Origin of the sequence: Paenibacillus sp. PK4536 (assembly GCF_028594455.2) — a bacterium.
Taxonomy (GTDB): domain Bacteria; phylum Bacillota; class Bacilli; order Paenibacillales; family Paenibacillaceae; genus Saccharibacillus; species Saccharibacillus nuruki.
In genome coordinates, this window is record NZ_CP126313.1 from 3,228,318 (window position 1) to 3,243,368 (window position 15,051).

Sequence of the window (15,051 nt, forward strand, 5' to 3'; positions counted from 1 at the left end):
CAAATAATTCATAGTTATTTGGAGGTCTCTAATCGATTTCTAGGATTGAATTTTGTTAATACAGCGCGCTTTCTTTTGACGGATACCTCTGTATAAATCTCGGTTGTACTCACACTAGAATGTCCCAAGATTTCTTGAACAGCTCTCAAATCTGCTCCGTTTTCTAACAATTGAGTAGCAAAAGAATGACGGAGATAGTGGGGTGTGGCACTTTGATTGATTTTTGCCATTTCTTTATATTTACAAAAAATATCTTCAATACCGTAGATCGATAAGCCATTTCCATACTTATTTAAAAATAAGCAGTCATCTTTTGGATCAAAAGCGTCTCTTACTTTAAGCCAGTCTTGGATCTTATCAATCAGTTCTTTGCTAGATAGATAAAGTAGACGTTCTTTACGTCCTTTGCCAAATATCACAACCACTCGATTGCGTAGATCGAGATCTTTTAGGCGAATCTGTACTAATTCCCCGATACGAATACCTGTTGAAAAGAGTAAGTCGATAATGGCATCATTGCGGATACTTAATCGAGTACTGAATGCGGTTTTGAGGCGATTTCGATCATGTTCTGGAGCAGATAATAAACGTTTGATTTCATTGGTCGGTAACGTTTTAGGAATACGTTTTGCTGTTTTAAATCGCTTACCGAAATGAATTAATGGAGATTGATCGATCCAATGTTTTTGAGCTAAAAATAAGAAAAATCCTTTAAAGGATATGTATTTCCGTTTGATGGTAGAATCTTTTAATAGATTCAAGTGACTCAATGTATTGAAATACAAATAGATTTCGGCTTCAGTGACAGTTTCAATCTGATTCTCTACTAACCAATCATTGAACATGTTCAAATCAGATTGATACGCTTTGATCGATTTTGGTGATAAATTTTTTTCGATCAATAAATAATTGACATACTTTGCAATATAATCGTTCAAATCCATCCGAGATACTAACAATTTCCATCCTCCAGTGTCTACACCAACTTCAATTTTTTCTGTACATTCCATATCTTTAAAATACAGATTCTCCATTATACCAAAATCAATCGCTTTAAAATGGATTGATTTATATGAATTATGATTGAGGCTTTTAATGCATGCAGATTGATTGCAATCGTTAAAGGTCTTTTTAGCATGTCTACAGATTTAAATGAGATTTACATACATAAGCATCTACTTTGAATTTACCTACTATATAAACTGTAAACCTACAAAGTAAAAGCCCATCCTATTTTGTTTGTTACATATTAAATCTATAAACAGATTATTTTCAACCTTTACCAAAACCTATATTTCGACATATTTTGCGAAGATAAAAGGTTCTTATACTCAGAAGTGTTAGTGATGTAGACGTCTAAACAACTTGGAGTACTAACGCTTATAGTCATGATCGTTTTGACAGATTACATATGTGCAGATCGGGTGGAGAAAGGAATGAATTATGAAGTGGTATGTACAGGCGTTAGGTAAACGCAAAGTAGTAGAGTTTTTACTGTTGATTGTGTTCGTTGTTTTCTTTCTAGGGCCGCTGCTCAATCTATTGATTCTAGCGGTATCTGGAAAATGGCAGTATCCTGCGGCTTTACCGCAAAGCTGGTCATTGCAATGGTGGCAATTTGTTTTGAGTCAAGATGATGTATTGCAGTCGATCTCTCTTTCCTTTTTGATCGCCACTGTCGTTACCGTATGTTCGATCATTGTATGTGTGCCTGCGGCGTATGCATTTGCTCGTATTTCATTTCCGCTGAGTAAATGGTTTTTGTTTTCTTTTTTACTGACACATGCGTTTCCCAAAATGGGGCTTTACGTATCGATTGCAGTTCTATTTTACAAATTCGGGCTAATGAACACCTTTGTTGGGATTGTGCTCATTCATATGGTCAACACATTGATGTATATGACATGGATTCCGGCTTCTGCTTTTCGCAGTGTACATCAAGCGCAAGAAGAATCAGCACGTGATGTTGGAGCAGGACCACTTCGAGTATTTTGGAAAATTACGTTTCCGATGGCTTTCCCGGGTATTATGGTCGCTTCCATTTTCACTTTTCTTGCTTCCCTGGATGAAGCGCAAGGAACACTGCTAGTCGGGATTCCTGATTTTAAAACAATGCCGATTATTATGTATTCGATTATTGCAGATTATCCCAATACAACAGGTGCTGTGTTTTCAGTCATTCTGACATTACCTACAGTGATCTTGCTAGTGGCGGCACGTAAGTTTGTAAGTGCTGATGTGTTATCCGGTGGATTTCAAGTGAAATAATCGATTTGATACATGTTCTAAATGAAATAAGACATAGAGAGCAGGAGGAGCTATGAATACAACAGTAGAGTCGCAATTATCGATTCGGAATTTGAGCAAAGTATTCAAAACAGGCGATGGTGTGAGAAATATTTCGCTAGATATCGCCAAAGGCGAAATGGTGACATTGCTCGGCCCTTCCGGATGCGGTAAAACAACTGTTTTGCGTTCGATCGGCGGATTTTTAGAACCGGATCATGGAGATATTTTGATTCGTGGAAATAGTGTATTGAATTTGCCTCCTGAAAAAAGACCGACAGCGATGGTATTCCAAAGCTATAACTTATGGCCGCATATGACGGTGTATGAAAATCTAGCATTTGGTCTCAAAATTCGCAAATATAAAAAGCCCGATATTGAACGTGAAGTAACAGCGGCGTTGGAATTGGTACAACTCAGTAGCGCAGCAAGCAAAAACCCTACCCAATTATCTGGTGGACAACAGCAACGAGTCGCTTTGGCTAGAGCTTTATTGTTAAAGCCCGATGTGTTATTGCTAGACGAGCCCTTTTCAGCATTGGATGCCAAGCTACGGATGGAGATGCGTGAAGAATTGCGTGATATCCAGACATTAACAGAGATGACGATGGTATTTGTCACGCATGATCAGGAAGAAGCCTTGTCGATCTCAGATCGAATTGTAGTGATGCATGGCGGGCAGATTGAACAGTTATCGACACCACAAGAGATCTATGATGCTCCGCAATCGTTATTTGTAGCTAGCTTTATCGGTCGTATCAATGTATTGAAGGGGGTGAGTGATGGACAGCATATTACAGTCGGTGAATTACGTGTACCGAATCCCAATGTAGCATTACCGATTGGAGATTGTATCGTTGCTGTCCGTCCAGAAGACATTTATCTGTCAGCGCAAGCAGGGGGCTTAGAAGGTCAGATTCGTCAGGTGATGGTACTCGGTCATTATGCAGAAATATCAGTCAATTATGAAGAAGAAACGTTAAAAGTATTTGTGCCTCGCGAACAAGCAGCTACCTTACATCCAGGTCAATCCATCTCACTGATGTTTCATAAAATGAATGTTTTTCCAGCCATCAGTGTATCCGAAGTAGCACCAAGACAAGAAGCTCACGCTTAAATCATTTTAAAAGCAGTTATTTTAAAGGAGGATGTTCTTGTGTTTAACAAAGCTAAAATGAGTATGCTATTGATTCTTGGATTATGTCTAGCAATGGGGTTGGCAGGATGCGGTGGCAAATCAGCTACAGAAGCAGCAAGTGCAAGCAGTAATTCTTCTACACCATCGACAGAAATTTCATTATATACCGGTGGTTCTCTCAATGTAAAAGAGTTATGGGAAACGTTGATTCCAGCTTTTGAACAAGCCAATCCAACGATCAAAGTAAAATTGGTCTATCTTCCTTCAGGTACAGGTGGACAATCAGCACTGGATCGATTGTTAGCTGCCAAGCAAAGTGGACAAGCCAATGTGGATGTTGATTTGTATGAAGGTAGCTTGGATGATATCTCAAAAGGCAACAAAAATGGAATCTGGGCGAAACTGGATACAACAGGTGTGCCTAATCTCAACAATATTGATGCTAGTGTACTTAAACAAGTAGATGATATGGCTGTGCCTTACCGTGCTTCTTCTGTCGTACTGGCGTATAACAGTCAAAATGTACCTAATCCTCCCAAAACAGCAGACGAGCTATACGATTGGATTCGTCAACATCCTGGTAAATTTGCCTATAACGATCCATCTACAGGTGGAGCAGGTAGTTCATTTGTAACTACAGCGATCTATAACTTTTTGCCTGCTGAAGATATGAACAGTAGTGATCCTGCTATCGCCCAGAAATGGGATCAAGGATTTAACTTATTGAAAGAACTAGGACCTTCTATGTATCAACAAGGAGTCTATCCGAAAAAGAATCAAGGGACTCTAGATTTACTCGCTAACGGTGAAGTTGATATGGTTCCTGCATGGTCAGATATGGCGCTTGAACAGACTAGCAAGCAATTACTACCTGACACGACTAAGCTGACGCAGATTAGCCCTGCTTTTACAGGTGGCCCTTCTTACTTAATGGTTCCCGAAATGTCGACTAAAAAAGAAGCTGCTCAAAAATTGCTTGATTATGTCCTGACACCAGAAGCACAAACGATTGTAGTAAACAAAATGTATGGATACCCGGGAATCAAATGGGATCTGATGTCTAAAGAATTACAAGATAAATTTGCAAGTGTCTCCGCTTCATACCGCCAATTTAACGGTGGAGATCTTCAACAAGAGATTTACAAACGCTGGCAGACAGATGTCGCTGGTCAATGATGATGAATGCTAGTGTGAAAAAAGGGATACTAGGGCTTGCTCTAGTCATCCCTTCCTTTCTTATTTTGTTTTTTGTCGTGATTGTGCCTATTGTATATGCTATTCGAGAAAGTCTAATTGATGAAAATGGTAGTGGATTCGGATTAGCCAATTATATTCGTTTATTCACTGAACCGACGATGCGTAAAAATATTATATATACCCTAAATGTAACGATTGTGTCTACTTTATTATCGTTAGTGATTAGTTACTCTTTAGCTGTCTATTTACGTTTTGGTCATGGTTGGGTTGTGAAATGGATTAACCGATTGTACTTTATTCCGATGTTCGTACCCGGTGTTATTGCGACTTACGGTTTGATCACGATGTATGGTAATCATGGTTGGTTGTCACGGCTACTGTTGTTGATCGGAATCGATACTTTTCCCCAAATTATCTATGATTATAACGGTTTAGTGCTTGCCAACCTGTGGTTCAATATTCCATTTGCTACAATGTTGCTTAGTTCTGCTCTGGCGGCAGTCCCTAACTCGGTAATCGAAAGCGCGCGTGATGCTGGAGCGAATATAGGGCAATTATTTTTCCGCTTTGTATTACCCCTTTCATACAAAACGATGTGGGTAGCTATCACGTTTATTTTTATGGGTGTGATCGGAAGCTTTACTGCTCCTTTTCTAATCGGAGCTAATTCACCTCAAGTATTAGGTGTAGCGATGCAACAAGTCTTTTCTAATTATCAGGAGACACATACAGCAAGTGCTATGGCTGTGTTGATGTTCTTACTATGTTCTGTCATGGGGTATTTCTATATTCGAACGATGGGGAAAGAGGGATAATCGTGATGAATAACACTCAAAGCCACTCTACCGTTATCAGTACTATACAACTGAATACATCATTAGAACGTTCACAACGTTGTTATATGCAATGCGAAGTGACTGCCAAAGGATTCGTAGAACTTCATTTGAAAGCAATGAGTAATAGTCACTGGCAACAGAAGAATCATGAATCTGCAATGGTTCGTATATATGTGAATCAACAGTATAATCAAGATTTGATTTTGTTTTATGGCAAAGAGTCTTTTGTATATACTCGCCTGATTGGGCAATTAGAAGCAGGTACGTATGAGATCGAATTAGAGTTTCGTGAGCAAGAATCACCTTCCAAAGTGAATCTTGTTTATTTGGAGCAGTGTGAATTTCACTGGATCAGTCCTGCCTCTTCATCAGCGCTCGTTTATCAGCATACTCCGATTCTGTACGGACGTAATTTGTCTCATGATTATGAAAGCACATTTACAGATACACCACTGCTACTGATGTACTGGATGCAACAGAAGGAAAGTCGAACCATTATTGAATATCATATGGTTTTTAGTCATGAAGATGAAGGCACACCGTCAGGTTTATTGATGAGTAAGTGGGGCAGAACAACAGATATTGAATGGATGTATCGGGTGGAACTTGATCTTGCAGGTCATCTTCTTACAGCGACTTATCAAGGCCCTAATCACGTCACAACTGCTTTTCAAGGAAATACCGATTGTGGAGGTCTACCTATTTTGCAAGCAGCAACAGCCAACGGAAATTTTGTGGATGAAGTTCGTTCTGATTATCGGTTGATTTTGCCACCATCGTATCGCTGGTATCCTGAGCAAGAACCTCGTGAGCAGATTATGAGTGATTATCCATTTACGTATCAGGTCACCAATTGGGAAATGAATCGTCAGTATATTGTAGAACGTAATCACGATGCTTCTTCATGGAAACTTGGCGATCAGCGTCAATATTTGTTTATCCAAAGTTCCAAGTTTGCTTTAGATGTCTATAATTCACGAGCAGACGTACAGCAGACTTGTCTTGATTATCAAGTACGTTTGCAGGGACAAGATGAATGGTTTTCTTCTAGCTTTGGCGATTTACGAGTAGCTGATTTTCGTGCTGCTTATCAAGGTCCTGATTTACATTTTTCGACGACCATTAAGTTGCGTTCTGGTATATACGTAGATCAGATTGCTGAGATTCGAGTCACTCTTTTACCAGAAGGGGTTAATCGTATAGGGGTGAAAGGGATCTATGCCTTTATGCTTGATCATGAATATGTACCGACTAAAGGGATTCAAGCTTCTACACAGGTCGAACTCACTTCAGATGCACCTACACAGACATTATGGAGTTGTATGACACTTATATAGAGATAAATGCGATAACATAGCGACCCAGACAGATCAGTGAATAGGAAAGGGGATATTTATACATGGAGAAATGGTTGAATGTGTCTGGTCGTATTGATTCATCCGCTACACAGACTCATATTACGTATACTTTTCCAATACTAGAACAGTCCTCAATGATTCGGATTGAGTTCAACTATACACCCAAAACATTAACAGATACCCATCAGGCCAAAGAAATGATTGAATCTGCCATGTTGAAATATGGCTATAACGATCCACAAGTGCAAGACTGGCAGAAGTATGCGCCTTTACACAATCTGATTACTCTTTCTATTGATGATCCGCAGACACATCGCGGTCAAGCTCATCGGCAAGATCCGCAACAGACACACTTTTTATCAGCAGATCATGCTTCTCCTGGATTCTGGAAAGGATTCAATCCAGTAGGGCAATGGAAAGTAACGTTAAGTATTCATTCTGTTGTTACACCTGAATGTGATTATCAGCTTGAAGTATGGGGGAACTAACAAAATGAAATGGATACCTTCTGAATTACATACCCATACACTGCATAGTGATGGACAACATACATTAGATCAACTTGTTCAATCGGCGCTAGCTCTAGGCATTGATTGCATTGCGTTAACCGATCACAATACACAATCAGGGCTACAAGATCGTCAACGTGTACAAGCAGAGACAGGTATTCATATCGTGCCCGGGATGGAATGGACGACTTTTTATGGACATATGCTTACACTCGGTATTCACGATTATGTAGATTGGCGTAGTTATGGTATTTATGATATTGAACAAGGGATAGATGAAGTACATGCACAAGGTGGACTTGTGGGGATTGCTCACCCATTTCGTATTGGTAGCCCTATCTGTACGGGTTGTTACTGGGAATATCCTATCTATAACTGGGAAAAAGTCGATTATATTGAAGTCTGGTCTACCTTAATGCCTGCTATAAAAAAGGATAGTCAGCGTGCATATGCTTGGTGGACATCTTTACTTAATGAAGGGCATCGTATTACAGCGACTAGCGGGCGGGATTGGCATCGAACAGAAGATCATGATGCACCTGCGGCTATTACGTATTTGGGCACAGAAGATGAAGATCAGTTGTGGTATTCATTAGATATCGTACAGACTTCCGATACACCGTTTACCGATCATGTAGAGTTGGAGCCTAAAGATAATTCGGTTCTTACAGCTATGCGTCAGGGAGCAGTCACGATTACGATGGGGCCACTACTTACATTTACAGCTCATGTAGTTAATCCTATCCATGATAATCATGCGAAACGGTATAGCATCGGGCAAGAAATCGATTGTCCACAAGATCAAATCTTAAAGTTAGAAATAGCATTAGATACAATCTGTCGTCAAAAACATTATCTGTTAGTGGATCAATCGTTACGCTTAGTGGTGAACAGTAATCAAGGAATATTGTTCGAACAACAGATTCCTGTACAGACAGAAGTCTATGATTGTGAATTGGTACAAGCAGAGGCATTAAGCTGGGTACGTGTAGAGTTGTATGGGTATTTTGCCGACATGTATAGCATGATTGCGTTCACGAATGCGATTTATATTACACATTCATCTTAAATATATAACTTATTGCATGTGATCATACGTATAGAAAGGATGAATTGTACAGGATGTCTGCCAAGCAGGAAACGATCAAATCCCGTATCGAGCAATGGATAACAGAACATAATGTTCATGCTGGAGACAAACTACCCTCTGAATCCAAGCTGGCGACTCAATTTAAAGTCTGCCGTACGACCGTTCGTGGAGCTATACGTAAGCTTCAAGATGAAGGGAAATTAGTTGTCAAACACGGCAGTGGAACATTTCTAACTCAGGCCCTTCAACATATCCCAAGTTCACTAGATCGATTATATAGTATAGGGGATATGATTCGTTCAGCAGGGCTTATCGAAGATCAACGATTAGCTTATATTATATTAGAAAAGTGTCCTCCTGAAGTAGCCGAACGTATGGAGTTGTCTGTCGATGAACCGATGATTGTTTTAGAACGTTCACGAATGGCTAATGGAGAAATTGTTGCACATTCGATCAATTATATGCCTGTTCAACTGGTCGGTAATACATTTGATGAAAGTGTATTTACAGGTTCTTTATTTCAACATTTAGAACAACAGGTAGGCATAGAGATTGTAGGTGCCGATTCTGAATTAACGGTTCCACTGGCTACCGATCCTCATAGTCGTAAATTACTTGTGCACCCACAATCCTCTGTTTTATTGTTAAAGCAGACTCATTATGATGAAATGAATCGCAAAATATTATATTCATATGATTATGTCCGTAGCGATATTTTTACCTTTTGGATAAGACGAACACGATAACAATTTAAAAATTAATTGATAATCATTATCAATTGCGAAAAAGAATGCTATAATAACCATCTAGATGTAGTTTTACACTACTGAGATGGTTATTTTTTGTAGATATTTTACCTATATTTTGTAGATATCATACCTATATAATAAAGAAAGGAGAACTCTAGTCCAACGCTATCAACATACAAGTATTTTAGTGCGTTTAGTAAGAAATCGTCTGAGTACGTACGCATTATATACCTGTATTGATGAAGGTATACATACATTTTGAAGTCTATACAACCATAATGAACTACACATCAATGAGGAACAGAAAAGGAGACAGTAATGTTAAAACGTTTTTTTTCTTATTATCGTCCATATAGAGGACTATTTATTATCGATTTTGGTTGTGCTATTATTGCAGCTATTTTGGAGCTAGCCTTCCCACTGGCTGTAAATCGAGTGATTGACGATTTGCTTCCAGGCGGGGAATGGCGTGTGATTTTGTGGGCATGTATTGGATTGTTAGGCATATTCGTAGTCAGTTCGTTTCTGAATTACGTGGTTACCTATTGGGGACACAAACTAGGTATTAATATTGAGACCGATATGCGTAAAAAGCTGTTTGATCATGTACAGCGGTTACCATTTCGCTTTTTCGATAATGCGAAGACAGGGCATCTGGTATCACGTATGACCAATGATCTGATGGATATTGGAGAGATTGCTCATCATGGGCCAGAAGATTTGTTTATCGCTGTGATGACACTTGTTGGTGCATTTGCTTTGATGGCTAGTATTAATATGGATCTGGCGATTTTAACGTTTGTAGTAGTGCCTTTGATGATTTATTTATCGCTCTTTTTTGGACGCAAAATGTCAGTTGCTTTCCGGCGTATGTTTGGAGATATAGCTGATTTTAATGCCCGTGTTGAAAATAACGTAACAGGTATGCGTGTAGTCCAAGCTTTTGCCAATGAAGATCATGAGATTAGTCAATTTGCAATCAATAATGGACGTTTTCGTCGTACCAAGCTTGTCGCTTATCGAATTATGGCATGGAACTCGTCGATTAGTTATATTTTGATGAAATTTGTATCGATCTTTGTGCTTGTTTGTGGAACATGGTTTGTGATTGAAAAAGGCATGAGTTACGGTGATTTTATTGCATTTGTTCTATTGTCGAATGTATTTCTAGCGCCGATCAAGCAATTGAATTCAGTGATTGAGACATATCCTAAAGGAATAGCTGGATTCCGTCGTTTTGAAGAATTGCTAAATACCGATACAGAAATTCATGATCTACCTGATGCCAAAGAAGTGAGTGGGCTGAAAGGCAATATCACCTACAACAATGTATGCTTTGGATATGAAGGTAAAGATTATATTTTGAAAGGAATCGATCTTCAGATTCGTGAAGGAGAGACAGTTGCTCTTGTAGGTCCTTCAGGTGCAGGGAAAACAACGATTTGTAGCTTGTTACCACGATTTTATGATATTGCCGAAGGTGAAGTGACGATTGATGGCATCGATATTCGTCAGATGACTTTGTCATCGTTACGTTCACAGATTGGTGTAGTACAACAAGAAGTATTTTTATTTGATGGTACTATTCGTGAAAATATCGCTTATGGCAAACTTGGAGCGACTGAAGAAGAAATATGGACAGCCGCACGTCAAGCACAACTTGAAGAAGTGATTACTTCCTATGAAGAAGGAATGGATACGATTATAGGCGAACGTGGTGTGAAGCTATCTGGTGGTCAAAAACAACGTCTATCGATTGCTCGCATGTTCCTCAAAAATCCACCAATTTTGATTCTAGATGAAGCGACATCTGCATTGGATACCGAGACAGAAGCCGCAATTCAGCAATCGCTCAATGAATTGTCGCAAGGTAGAACAACTTTGATTATCGCCCATCGTCTAGCAACGATCAAAAATGCAGATCGTATTATTGTAGTGACCAAAGAAGGTATCGCCGAACAAGGTGCTCATGATGAACTGATTCAAGCGGGTGGAGCATATAGTCGTCTGCATGCCGCTCAATTTGGTACGTAAAAGGTAGTGAAGTAACACTCTGATGTAGCTCAGTCTATACAATCCTCAAGCCAGTATCTTTATTCAGAACAGATTGTTCTTGAGATCGATACTGGTTTTTGATGGGTTTGTTGAACACAAGCCACAGTAGTTACAATAGACGACTCTAATAAATAACTGATGGTTTACGTAGAACAAAAATAAGAATTGTTTTATGATACATACAACAAAGGAGGAGGAATATTTTATGCAATCAGAAATTTATTTAAAGCCACTTACACTGACGCATGCTGATTCATTATTGCAGTTACGTCATCGCAATCGAGATTATTTAAAAACATATGAGCCTGTTCGTCCGGAATCGTATTGGAGACTTGAAGTTCAGCAAGAAATGCTAATCAACGGGGAACTGAATTTTGAAGCAGGTCAAGGATATGTATTTGGTATATTTCAATCTGTTCATGATCAATTGGTAGGACGAATCGAGATTAGTGGAATTGCTCGTGGCCCTTTTCAAAATGGAAATATCGGTTATTTTGTAGATCAAGATCATCATGGCAAAGGGTATGCTTCGATGGCTGTTCAACAGTGTTTACAGTTCGCTTTTACCGAAGGACAACTTCATCGGTTACAAGCAGGTGTAATGCCATGGAATACGCCGTCATTACGTGTTTTGGAAAAGTCAGGATTTCGCCGTGAAGGACTAGCTGAGCGTTACTTACATATTAATGGCAACTGGGAAGATCATGCTTTGTATGCGATCACGATAGAAGATTGGCAACGTCTGAATCTTAATTAGAAATGAAACAAAAACTCCTTTGACAATGAGCACTTCTAAGCTCAATATCAAAGGAGTTTGATTTAACTAGTTAGCTAATTGAAACGTATAAAAATATTCTTATTCGATCATATCATTTACTATATTATTCTATTGTCCCTACATTGCCCAGCTTGCCTGTGAGTTCAATCGCATTGTACAACATAACTGCGGCTTCGGCACGGGTAATAGGTTCATCGGGATAAAATTTGTTTTTGGAATCAAGTGTAGCAATTTCTCTGTGAATAACTTGTTGTAGCATTTGCTGATCCATCGCAGTTAACGAATTGTCGTCTGCTATTTCTTCGTTGGCAGTCGCCGAAGCAATATTGTTACCACCCGATTCATTAATATCAGGATCGACTTGTTCTACCGCTTGCCAGAGCAATGTAGCAAATTGACCACGCGTCATCGCAGCAGTTACATCTACATCTGCCGGAATATCGAGTCCATTCAGATAAGCGACAATCATATCATTGCTATACCATGCCTCATTACTGATACGTGTATAGTAATCACTAGCTTCCGGCTTTTTGATAAATCGCATATTATCGAGATTGAGATCAAGCCCTTTAACAAGTGCGCTTACACCTTGTGCTGTATTTAATGCACGTTCTGGCGCATATTTCGTATCAGTCATGCCTGTCAAAATATGATACTCATCCAAATATTCAATCTTCTTTTTGTCTAATGTGTTATCCAGATCATCGAAAGCGGCAAAAGCTTGGCTACCTGAAGCAAATAATAAAACACCTGCAAGCCCTACTAACCATTTACGAACTATCATTGAACTCACCCCTGCTTAGATAGATTGGAATGCTTAGACTTTACAAAAGTTGGATTATATTTAGTGTAACTGACAGTTGAATATAAATCTATATGATGATTCCGATCACGAACTTTGATTTTTTGTGCAGAAGGCGTTACCTTATATAGAGGAACTTTTGTTCATCCGTCATAAATAACATATAAATAGAGTGGAGGAATCACACATGAACAACCAAAATGAACGCTTGCTTGTATTTGCAGGCTCTTATGCAGAATCAACAGATAACGGGTTATATGTATATAGTTTGGACGAAGCAACCGGTGAATTGACTCAGACTGATGCTTTTATGGGACTTAAAAATCCTACATTTGTAAATGTCGATGCTACCGCAGGTCGATTATATGCTATCGGTGAAGCTGCTTATTCTGATGGCACTAAAATTGGTGAAGCTTCTTCGTTTGCGATTGATCCAGCGAAAGGAAGTCTTCATTTATTAAATCGTCTAAATACTGTAGGTGCACCTACATGCCATATTCAGCGCTCAGCAGATAGTAAGTACTTGAGCGTAACCAGTTATCATGGAGGAATGGTAGGATTGTTTGCGATTCGTGAAGATGGTCAGATTGGTGAATCGTTAGATGTACAACAACATCAAGGACATAGCGTACATCCGAATCAAGATCGTCCACACCCACATTCTTCATTCTACGATCCTACAGGAAAATACCTATTGGTTCAGGACTTGGGCTTAGATCGCATTTATACTTATGCACTAAATGAAGAAGAAGGTAAGTTAGAGCGTGTAGCAGAGCAAGTGACTGCACCTGGTGCAGGGCCTCGCCATCTTGTTTTCCATCCGAACGGAAAATATGCGTTTGTGATTAATGAACTTAATTCAACGGTTACAGCTTATCAGTATGATGGAAGCAACGGTACATTAAGCGAAATTCATAGTATTTCTACATTACCAGCAGATTATGATGGTGAAAATGGTTGTGCTGAGATTACAATTTCCAAAGATGGTCGCTTTGTCTATGGATCAAATCGTGGACATGACAGTATTGTTCAATATGAAGTTGATCAGGCGACAGGAGAGCTTACGTTAGTACAACATGTATCGACTGAAGGCGGTCATCCAAGACACTTCTCTTTAACACCTAATGGTAACTATGTATTAGCGGCTAATCGTGATGGTAATAATATCGTTACATTTGCAGTAGATGCTGAAAGTGGTAAATTAACATACACAGGTAAAAGTATAGAAGTTTCCAAACCTGTATGTGTATGGTCTGTATACATGTAATTGCATTGCATCTTGATTAAATAGAATTCTATTTACATCATAATATCGATCAGAAAATCGTGTCTTCTAGTTGCTGGAGAGCATTCTAGGTAGACACGATTTTTTGCTATGAATCACATCTTCTTTTGGCGAGAATAGTCAGTAAAATGTTTCAATTTTGCGTATAGAGGTAAAGTACAGTAACTGCTATTCTTTCTATACTATAGACGATTCAGATATAGCCAAAGGAGAGATCAATGATGACTGAGCCAAGAAAAAACGATAAAATTGAAGAACAACAAGGCAAGCGTGATCATCCAGAACATTATCCTACTGAAAACGAAAGTTTGTTTGACCGTTTTGAGTCGGAACAGAATGTAGATCCTATGCCTATGGAAGATTTAAATATGGAGAAAAAAGAAGAAAAAGATAAAGATGCGACGAAATCTTCGTCTTCGAGTGAAAATGCTTATCCAGAAGGTATGGCTAAACGTTTAGAAGAACAACAAAAAGAAAAAGAGAACAATAAGTAAATCTACTTTAATAAATACACGATCTTCTAAATAAAGCAATTGATCAGCTGCTAGTTATAGGGTTGATCTTTTTTGCTACACAGATGTTGTAACACATAAATAGAGAGATTGTACTGAGGAAAGGTGAAGAGGATGGCATTTGGTATAGATCGATCCCAGTTAAATGATTGGAAACAACAGGTAAGTAATGGACAAATTGCTTTTTTGACTCACTATTGGATCGATAATCGATTCCCCAATATGCGTACAGTAACCAAAGTCGGTTGTGCTGATATTGAGAAATTGCAAAAATGGTGCAAAGACCATCAGTTAAACCCCCGGTATATCCATTTTCGTGATCGTTATCCTCATTTTGATTTGTTTGGAGTAGAGCAATTACGTATTTTGAGAGAAGAAGGACTTCAAGATCATATCGATCGCTTTAGAATTCGTTAACCTACATCTTGTATAACCCGCGATTCACAACACTACATT

At 38.9% G+C, this 15,051-nt stretch carries 15 protein-coding genes; 13 read left to right on the plus strand and 2 right to left on the minus strand.

Annotated elements, in window-relative coordinates; translation table 11 throughout:
- Positions 1–14: 14 nt before the first annotated feature.
- Positions 15–959, minus strand: coding sequence for a tyrosine-type recombinase/integrase (locus PO903_RS14580; protein WP_273593756.1), 945 nt, complete (start codon positions 957–959; stop codon positions 15–17).
- A 484-nt stretch (positions 960–1,443) separates the two neighbouring features.
- Between PO903_RS14580 and PO903_RS14585 the strand changes: the two genes are divergently transcribed.
- The 10 genes from PO903_RS14585 to PO903_RS14630 all read left to right on the plus strand — a co-directional run bounded on the left by PO903_RS14585 (position 1,444) and on the right by PO903_RS14630 (position 11,975).
- Complete coding sequence (locus PO903_RS14585; RefSeq protein WP_069325850.1) at positions 1,444–2,268, plus strand: ABC transporter permease; 825 nt, start codon at positions 1,444–1,446, stop codon at positions 2,266–2,268.
- 52 nt (positions 2,269–2,320) lie between these two features.
- Positions 2,321–3,403, plus strand: coding sequence for an ABC transporter ATP-binding protein (locus PO903_RS14590; RefSeq protein ID WP_137222781.1), 1,083 nt, complete (start codon positions 2,321–2,323; stop codon positions 3,401–3,403).
- Positions 3,404–3,442: 39 nt separating this feature from the next.
- Entirely contained in the window at positions 3,443–4,600 is a 1,158-nt protein-coding gene (locus PO903_RS14595) for an extracellular solute-binding protein (RefSeq protein ID WP_069325852.1), read from the plus strand.
- Positions 4,601–4,602: 2 nt separating this feature from the next.
- Positions 4,603–5,436, plus strand: coding sequence for an ABC transporter permease (locus PO903_RS14600; protein WP_273594659.1), 834 nt, complete (start codon positions 4,603–4,605; stop codon positions 5,434–5,436).
- 5 nt (positions 5,437–5,441) lie between these two features.
- Entirely contained in the window at positions 5,442–6,794 is a 1,353-nt protein-coding gene (locus PO903_RS14605; protein WP_273593757.1) for a hypothetical protein, read from the plus strand.
- 62 nt (positions 6,795–6,856) lie between these two features.
- Positions 6,857–7,303, plus strand: a complete 447-nt coding sequence (locus PO903_RS14610; protein ID WP_069325854.1) for a hypothetical protein — start codon at positions 6,857–6,859, stop codon at positions 7,301–7,303.
- Between the two features lie 4 nt (positions 7,304–7,307).
- Positions 7,308–8,393, plus strand: a complete 1,086-nt coding sequence (locus PO903_RS14615) for a CehA/McbA family metallohydrolase (protein ID WP_069325855.1) — start codon at positions 7,308–7,310, stop codon at positions 8,391–8,393.
- A 53-nt stretch (positions 8,394–8,446) separates the two neighbouring features.
- On the plus strand, positions 8,447–9,160 hold the full coding sequence (locus tag PO903_RS14620; RefSeq protein ID WP_069325856.1) for a GntR family transcriptional regulator: 714 nt from the start codon (positions 8,447–8,449) through the stop codon (positions 9,158–9,160).
- 321 nt (positions 9,161–9,481) lie between these two features.
- Positions 9,482–11,197, plus strand: coding sequence for an ABC transporter ATP-binding protein (locus PO903_RS14625; protein ID WP_069325857.1), 1,716 nt, complete (start codon positions 9,482–9,484; stop codon positions 11,195–11,197).
- A gap of 226 nt (positions 11,198–11,423) precedes the next feature.
- Positions 11,424–11,975, plus strand: coding sequence for a GNAT family N-acetyltransferase (locus PO903_RS14630; protein WP_273593758.1), 552 nt, complete (start codon positions 11,424–11,426; stop codon positions 11,973–11,975).
- 124 nt (positions 11,976–12,099) lie between these two features.
- On the opposite strand, the gene PO903_RS14635 is transcribed toward PO903_RS14630, so the two are convergent.
- Positions 12,100–12,780: an S-layer homology domain-containing protein gene (locus tag PO903_RS14635; protein WP_069325859.1), complete on the minus strand. Its 681-nt coding sequence runs from the start codon at positions 12,778–12,780 to the stop codon at positions 12,100–12,102.
- A 205-nt stretch (positions 12,781–12,985) separates the two neighbouring features.
- Here PO903_RS14635 and PO903_RS14640 point away from each other — a divergent pair, with 205 nt between their 5' ends.
- From PO903_RS14640 to PO903_RS14650, 3 genes are all read left to right on the plus strand, one after another.
- Positions 12,986–14,065 (plus strand): lactonase family protein, encoded by a 1,080-nt coding sequence (locus PO903_RS14640; RefSeq protein ID WP_273593759.1) that lies wholly within the window; start codon positions 12,986–12,988, stop codon positions 14,063–14,065.
- Between the two features lie 236 nt (positions 14,066–14,301).
- The gene (locus PO903_RS14645; RefSeq protein WP_371748214.1) at positions 14,302–14,577 is read left to right on the plus strand and encodes a YczO family protein; all 276 of its coding nucleotides are present in this window, start codon (positions 14,302–14,304) and stop codon (positions 14,575–14,577) included.
- Positions 14,578–14,709: 132 nt separating this feature from the next.
- Positions 14,710–15,012 carry a hypothetical protein gene (locus tag PO903_RS14650; protein WP_069325862.1) on the plus strand — a complete coding sequence of 101 codons (303 nt, stop codon included), beginning with the start codon at positions 14,710–14,712 and terminating at the stop codon, positions 15,010–15,012.
- The last annotated feature ends 39 nt before the right edge of the window (positions 15,013–15,051 follow it).

What these genes read in the sequence shown, in the direction of transcription:
- PO903_RS14585 (WP_069325850.1), top strand. Translation starts at nt 1,444, where the DNA reads ATGAAGTGGTATGTACAGGCGTTAGGTAAACGCAAAGTAGTAGAGTTT.
- PO903_RS14590 (WP_137222781.1), top strand. Translation starts at nt 2,321, where the DNA reads ATGAATACAACAGTAGAGTCGCAATTATCGATTCGGAATTTGAGCAAA.
- PO903_RS14600 (WP_273594659.1), top strand. Translation starts at nt 4,603, where the DNA reads ATGAATGCTAGTGTGAAAAAAGGGATACTAGGGCTTGCTCTAGTCATC.
- PO903_RS14605 (WP_273593757.1), top strand. Translation starts at nt 5,442, where the DNA reads ATGAATAACACTCAAAGCCACTCTACCGTTATCAGTACTATACAACTG.
- PO903_RS14610 (WP_069325854.1), top strand. Translation starts at nt 6,857, where the DNA reads ATGGAGAAATGGTTGAATGTGTCTGGTCGTATTGATTCATCCGCTACA.
- PO903_RS14615 (WP_069325855.1), top strand. Translation starts at nt 7,308, where the DNA reads ATGAAATGGATACCTTCTGAATTACATACCCATACACTGCATAGTGAT.
- PO903_RS14620 (WP_069325856.1), top strand. Translation starts at nt 8,447, where the DNA reads ATGTCTGCCAAGCAGGAAACGATCAAATCCCGTATCGAGCAATGGATA.
- PO903_RS14625 (WP_069325857.1), top strand. Translation starts at nt 9,482, where the DNA reads ATGTTAAAACGTTTTTTTTCTTATTATCGTCCATATAGAGGACTATTT.
- PO903_RS14630 (WP_273593758.1), top strand. Translation starts at nt 11,424, where the DNA reads ATGCAATCAGAAATTTATTTAAAGCCACTTACACTGACGCATGCTGAT.
- PO903_RS14635 (WP_069325859.1), bottom strand. Translation starts at nt 12,780, where the DNA reads ATGATAGTTCGTAAATGGTTAGTAGGGCTTGCAGGTGTTTTATTATTT.
- PO903_RS14640 (WP_273593759.1), top strand. Translation starts at nt 12,986, where the DNA reads ATGAACAACCAAAATGAACGCTTGCTTGTATTTGCAGGCTCTTATGCA.
- PO903_RS14645 (WP_371748214.1), top strand. Translation starts at nt 14,302, where the DNA reads ATGATGACTGAGCCAAGAAAAAACGATAAAATTGAAGAACAACAAGGC.
- PO903_RS14650 (WP_069325862.1), top strand. Translation starts at nt 14,710, where the DNA reads ATGGCATTTGGTATAGATCGATCCCAGTTAAATGATTGGAAACAACAG.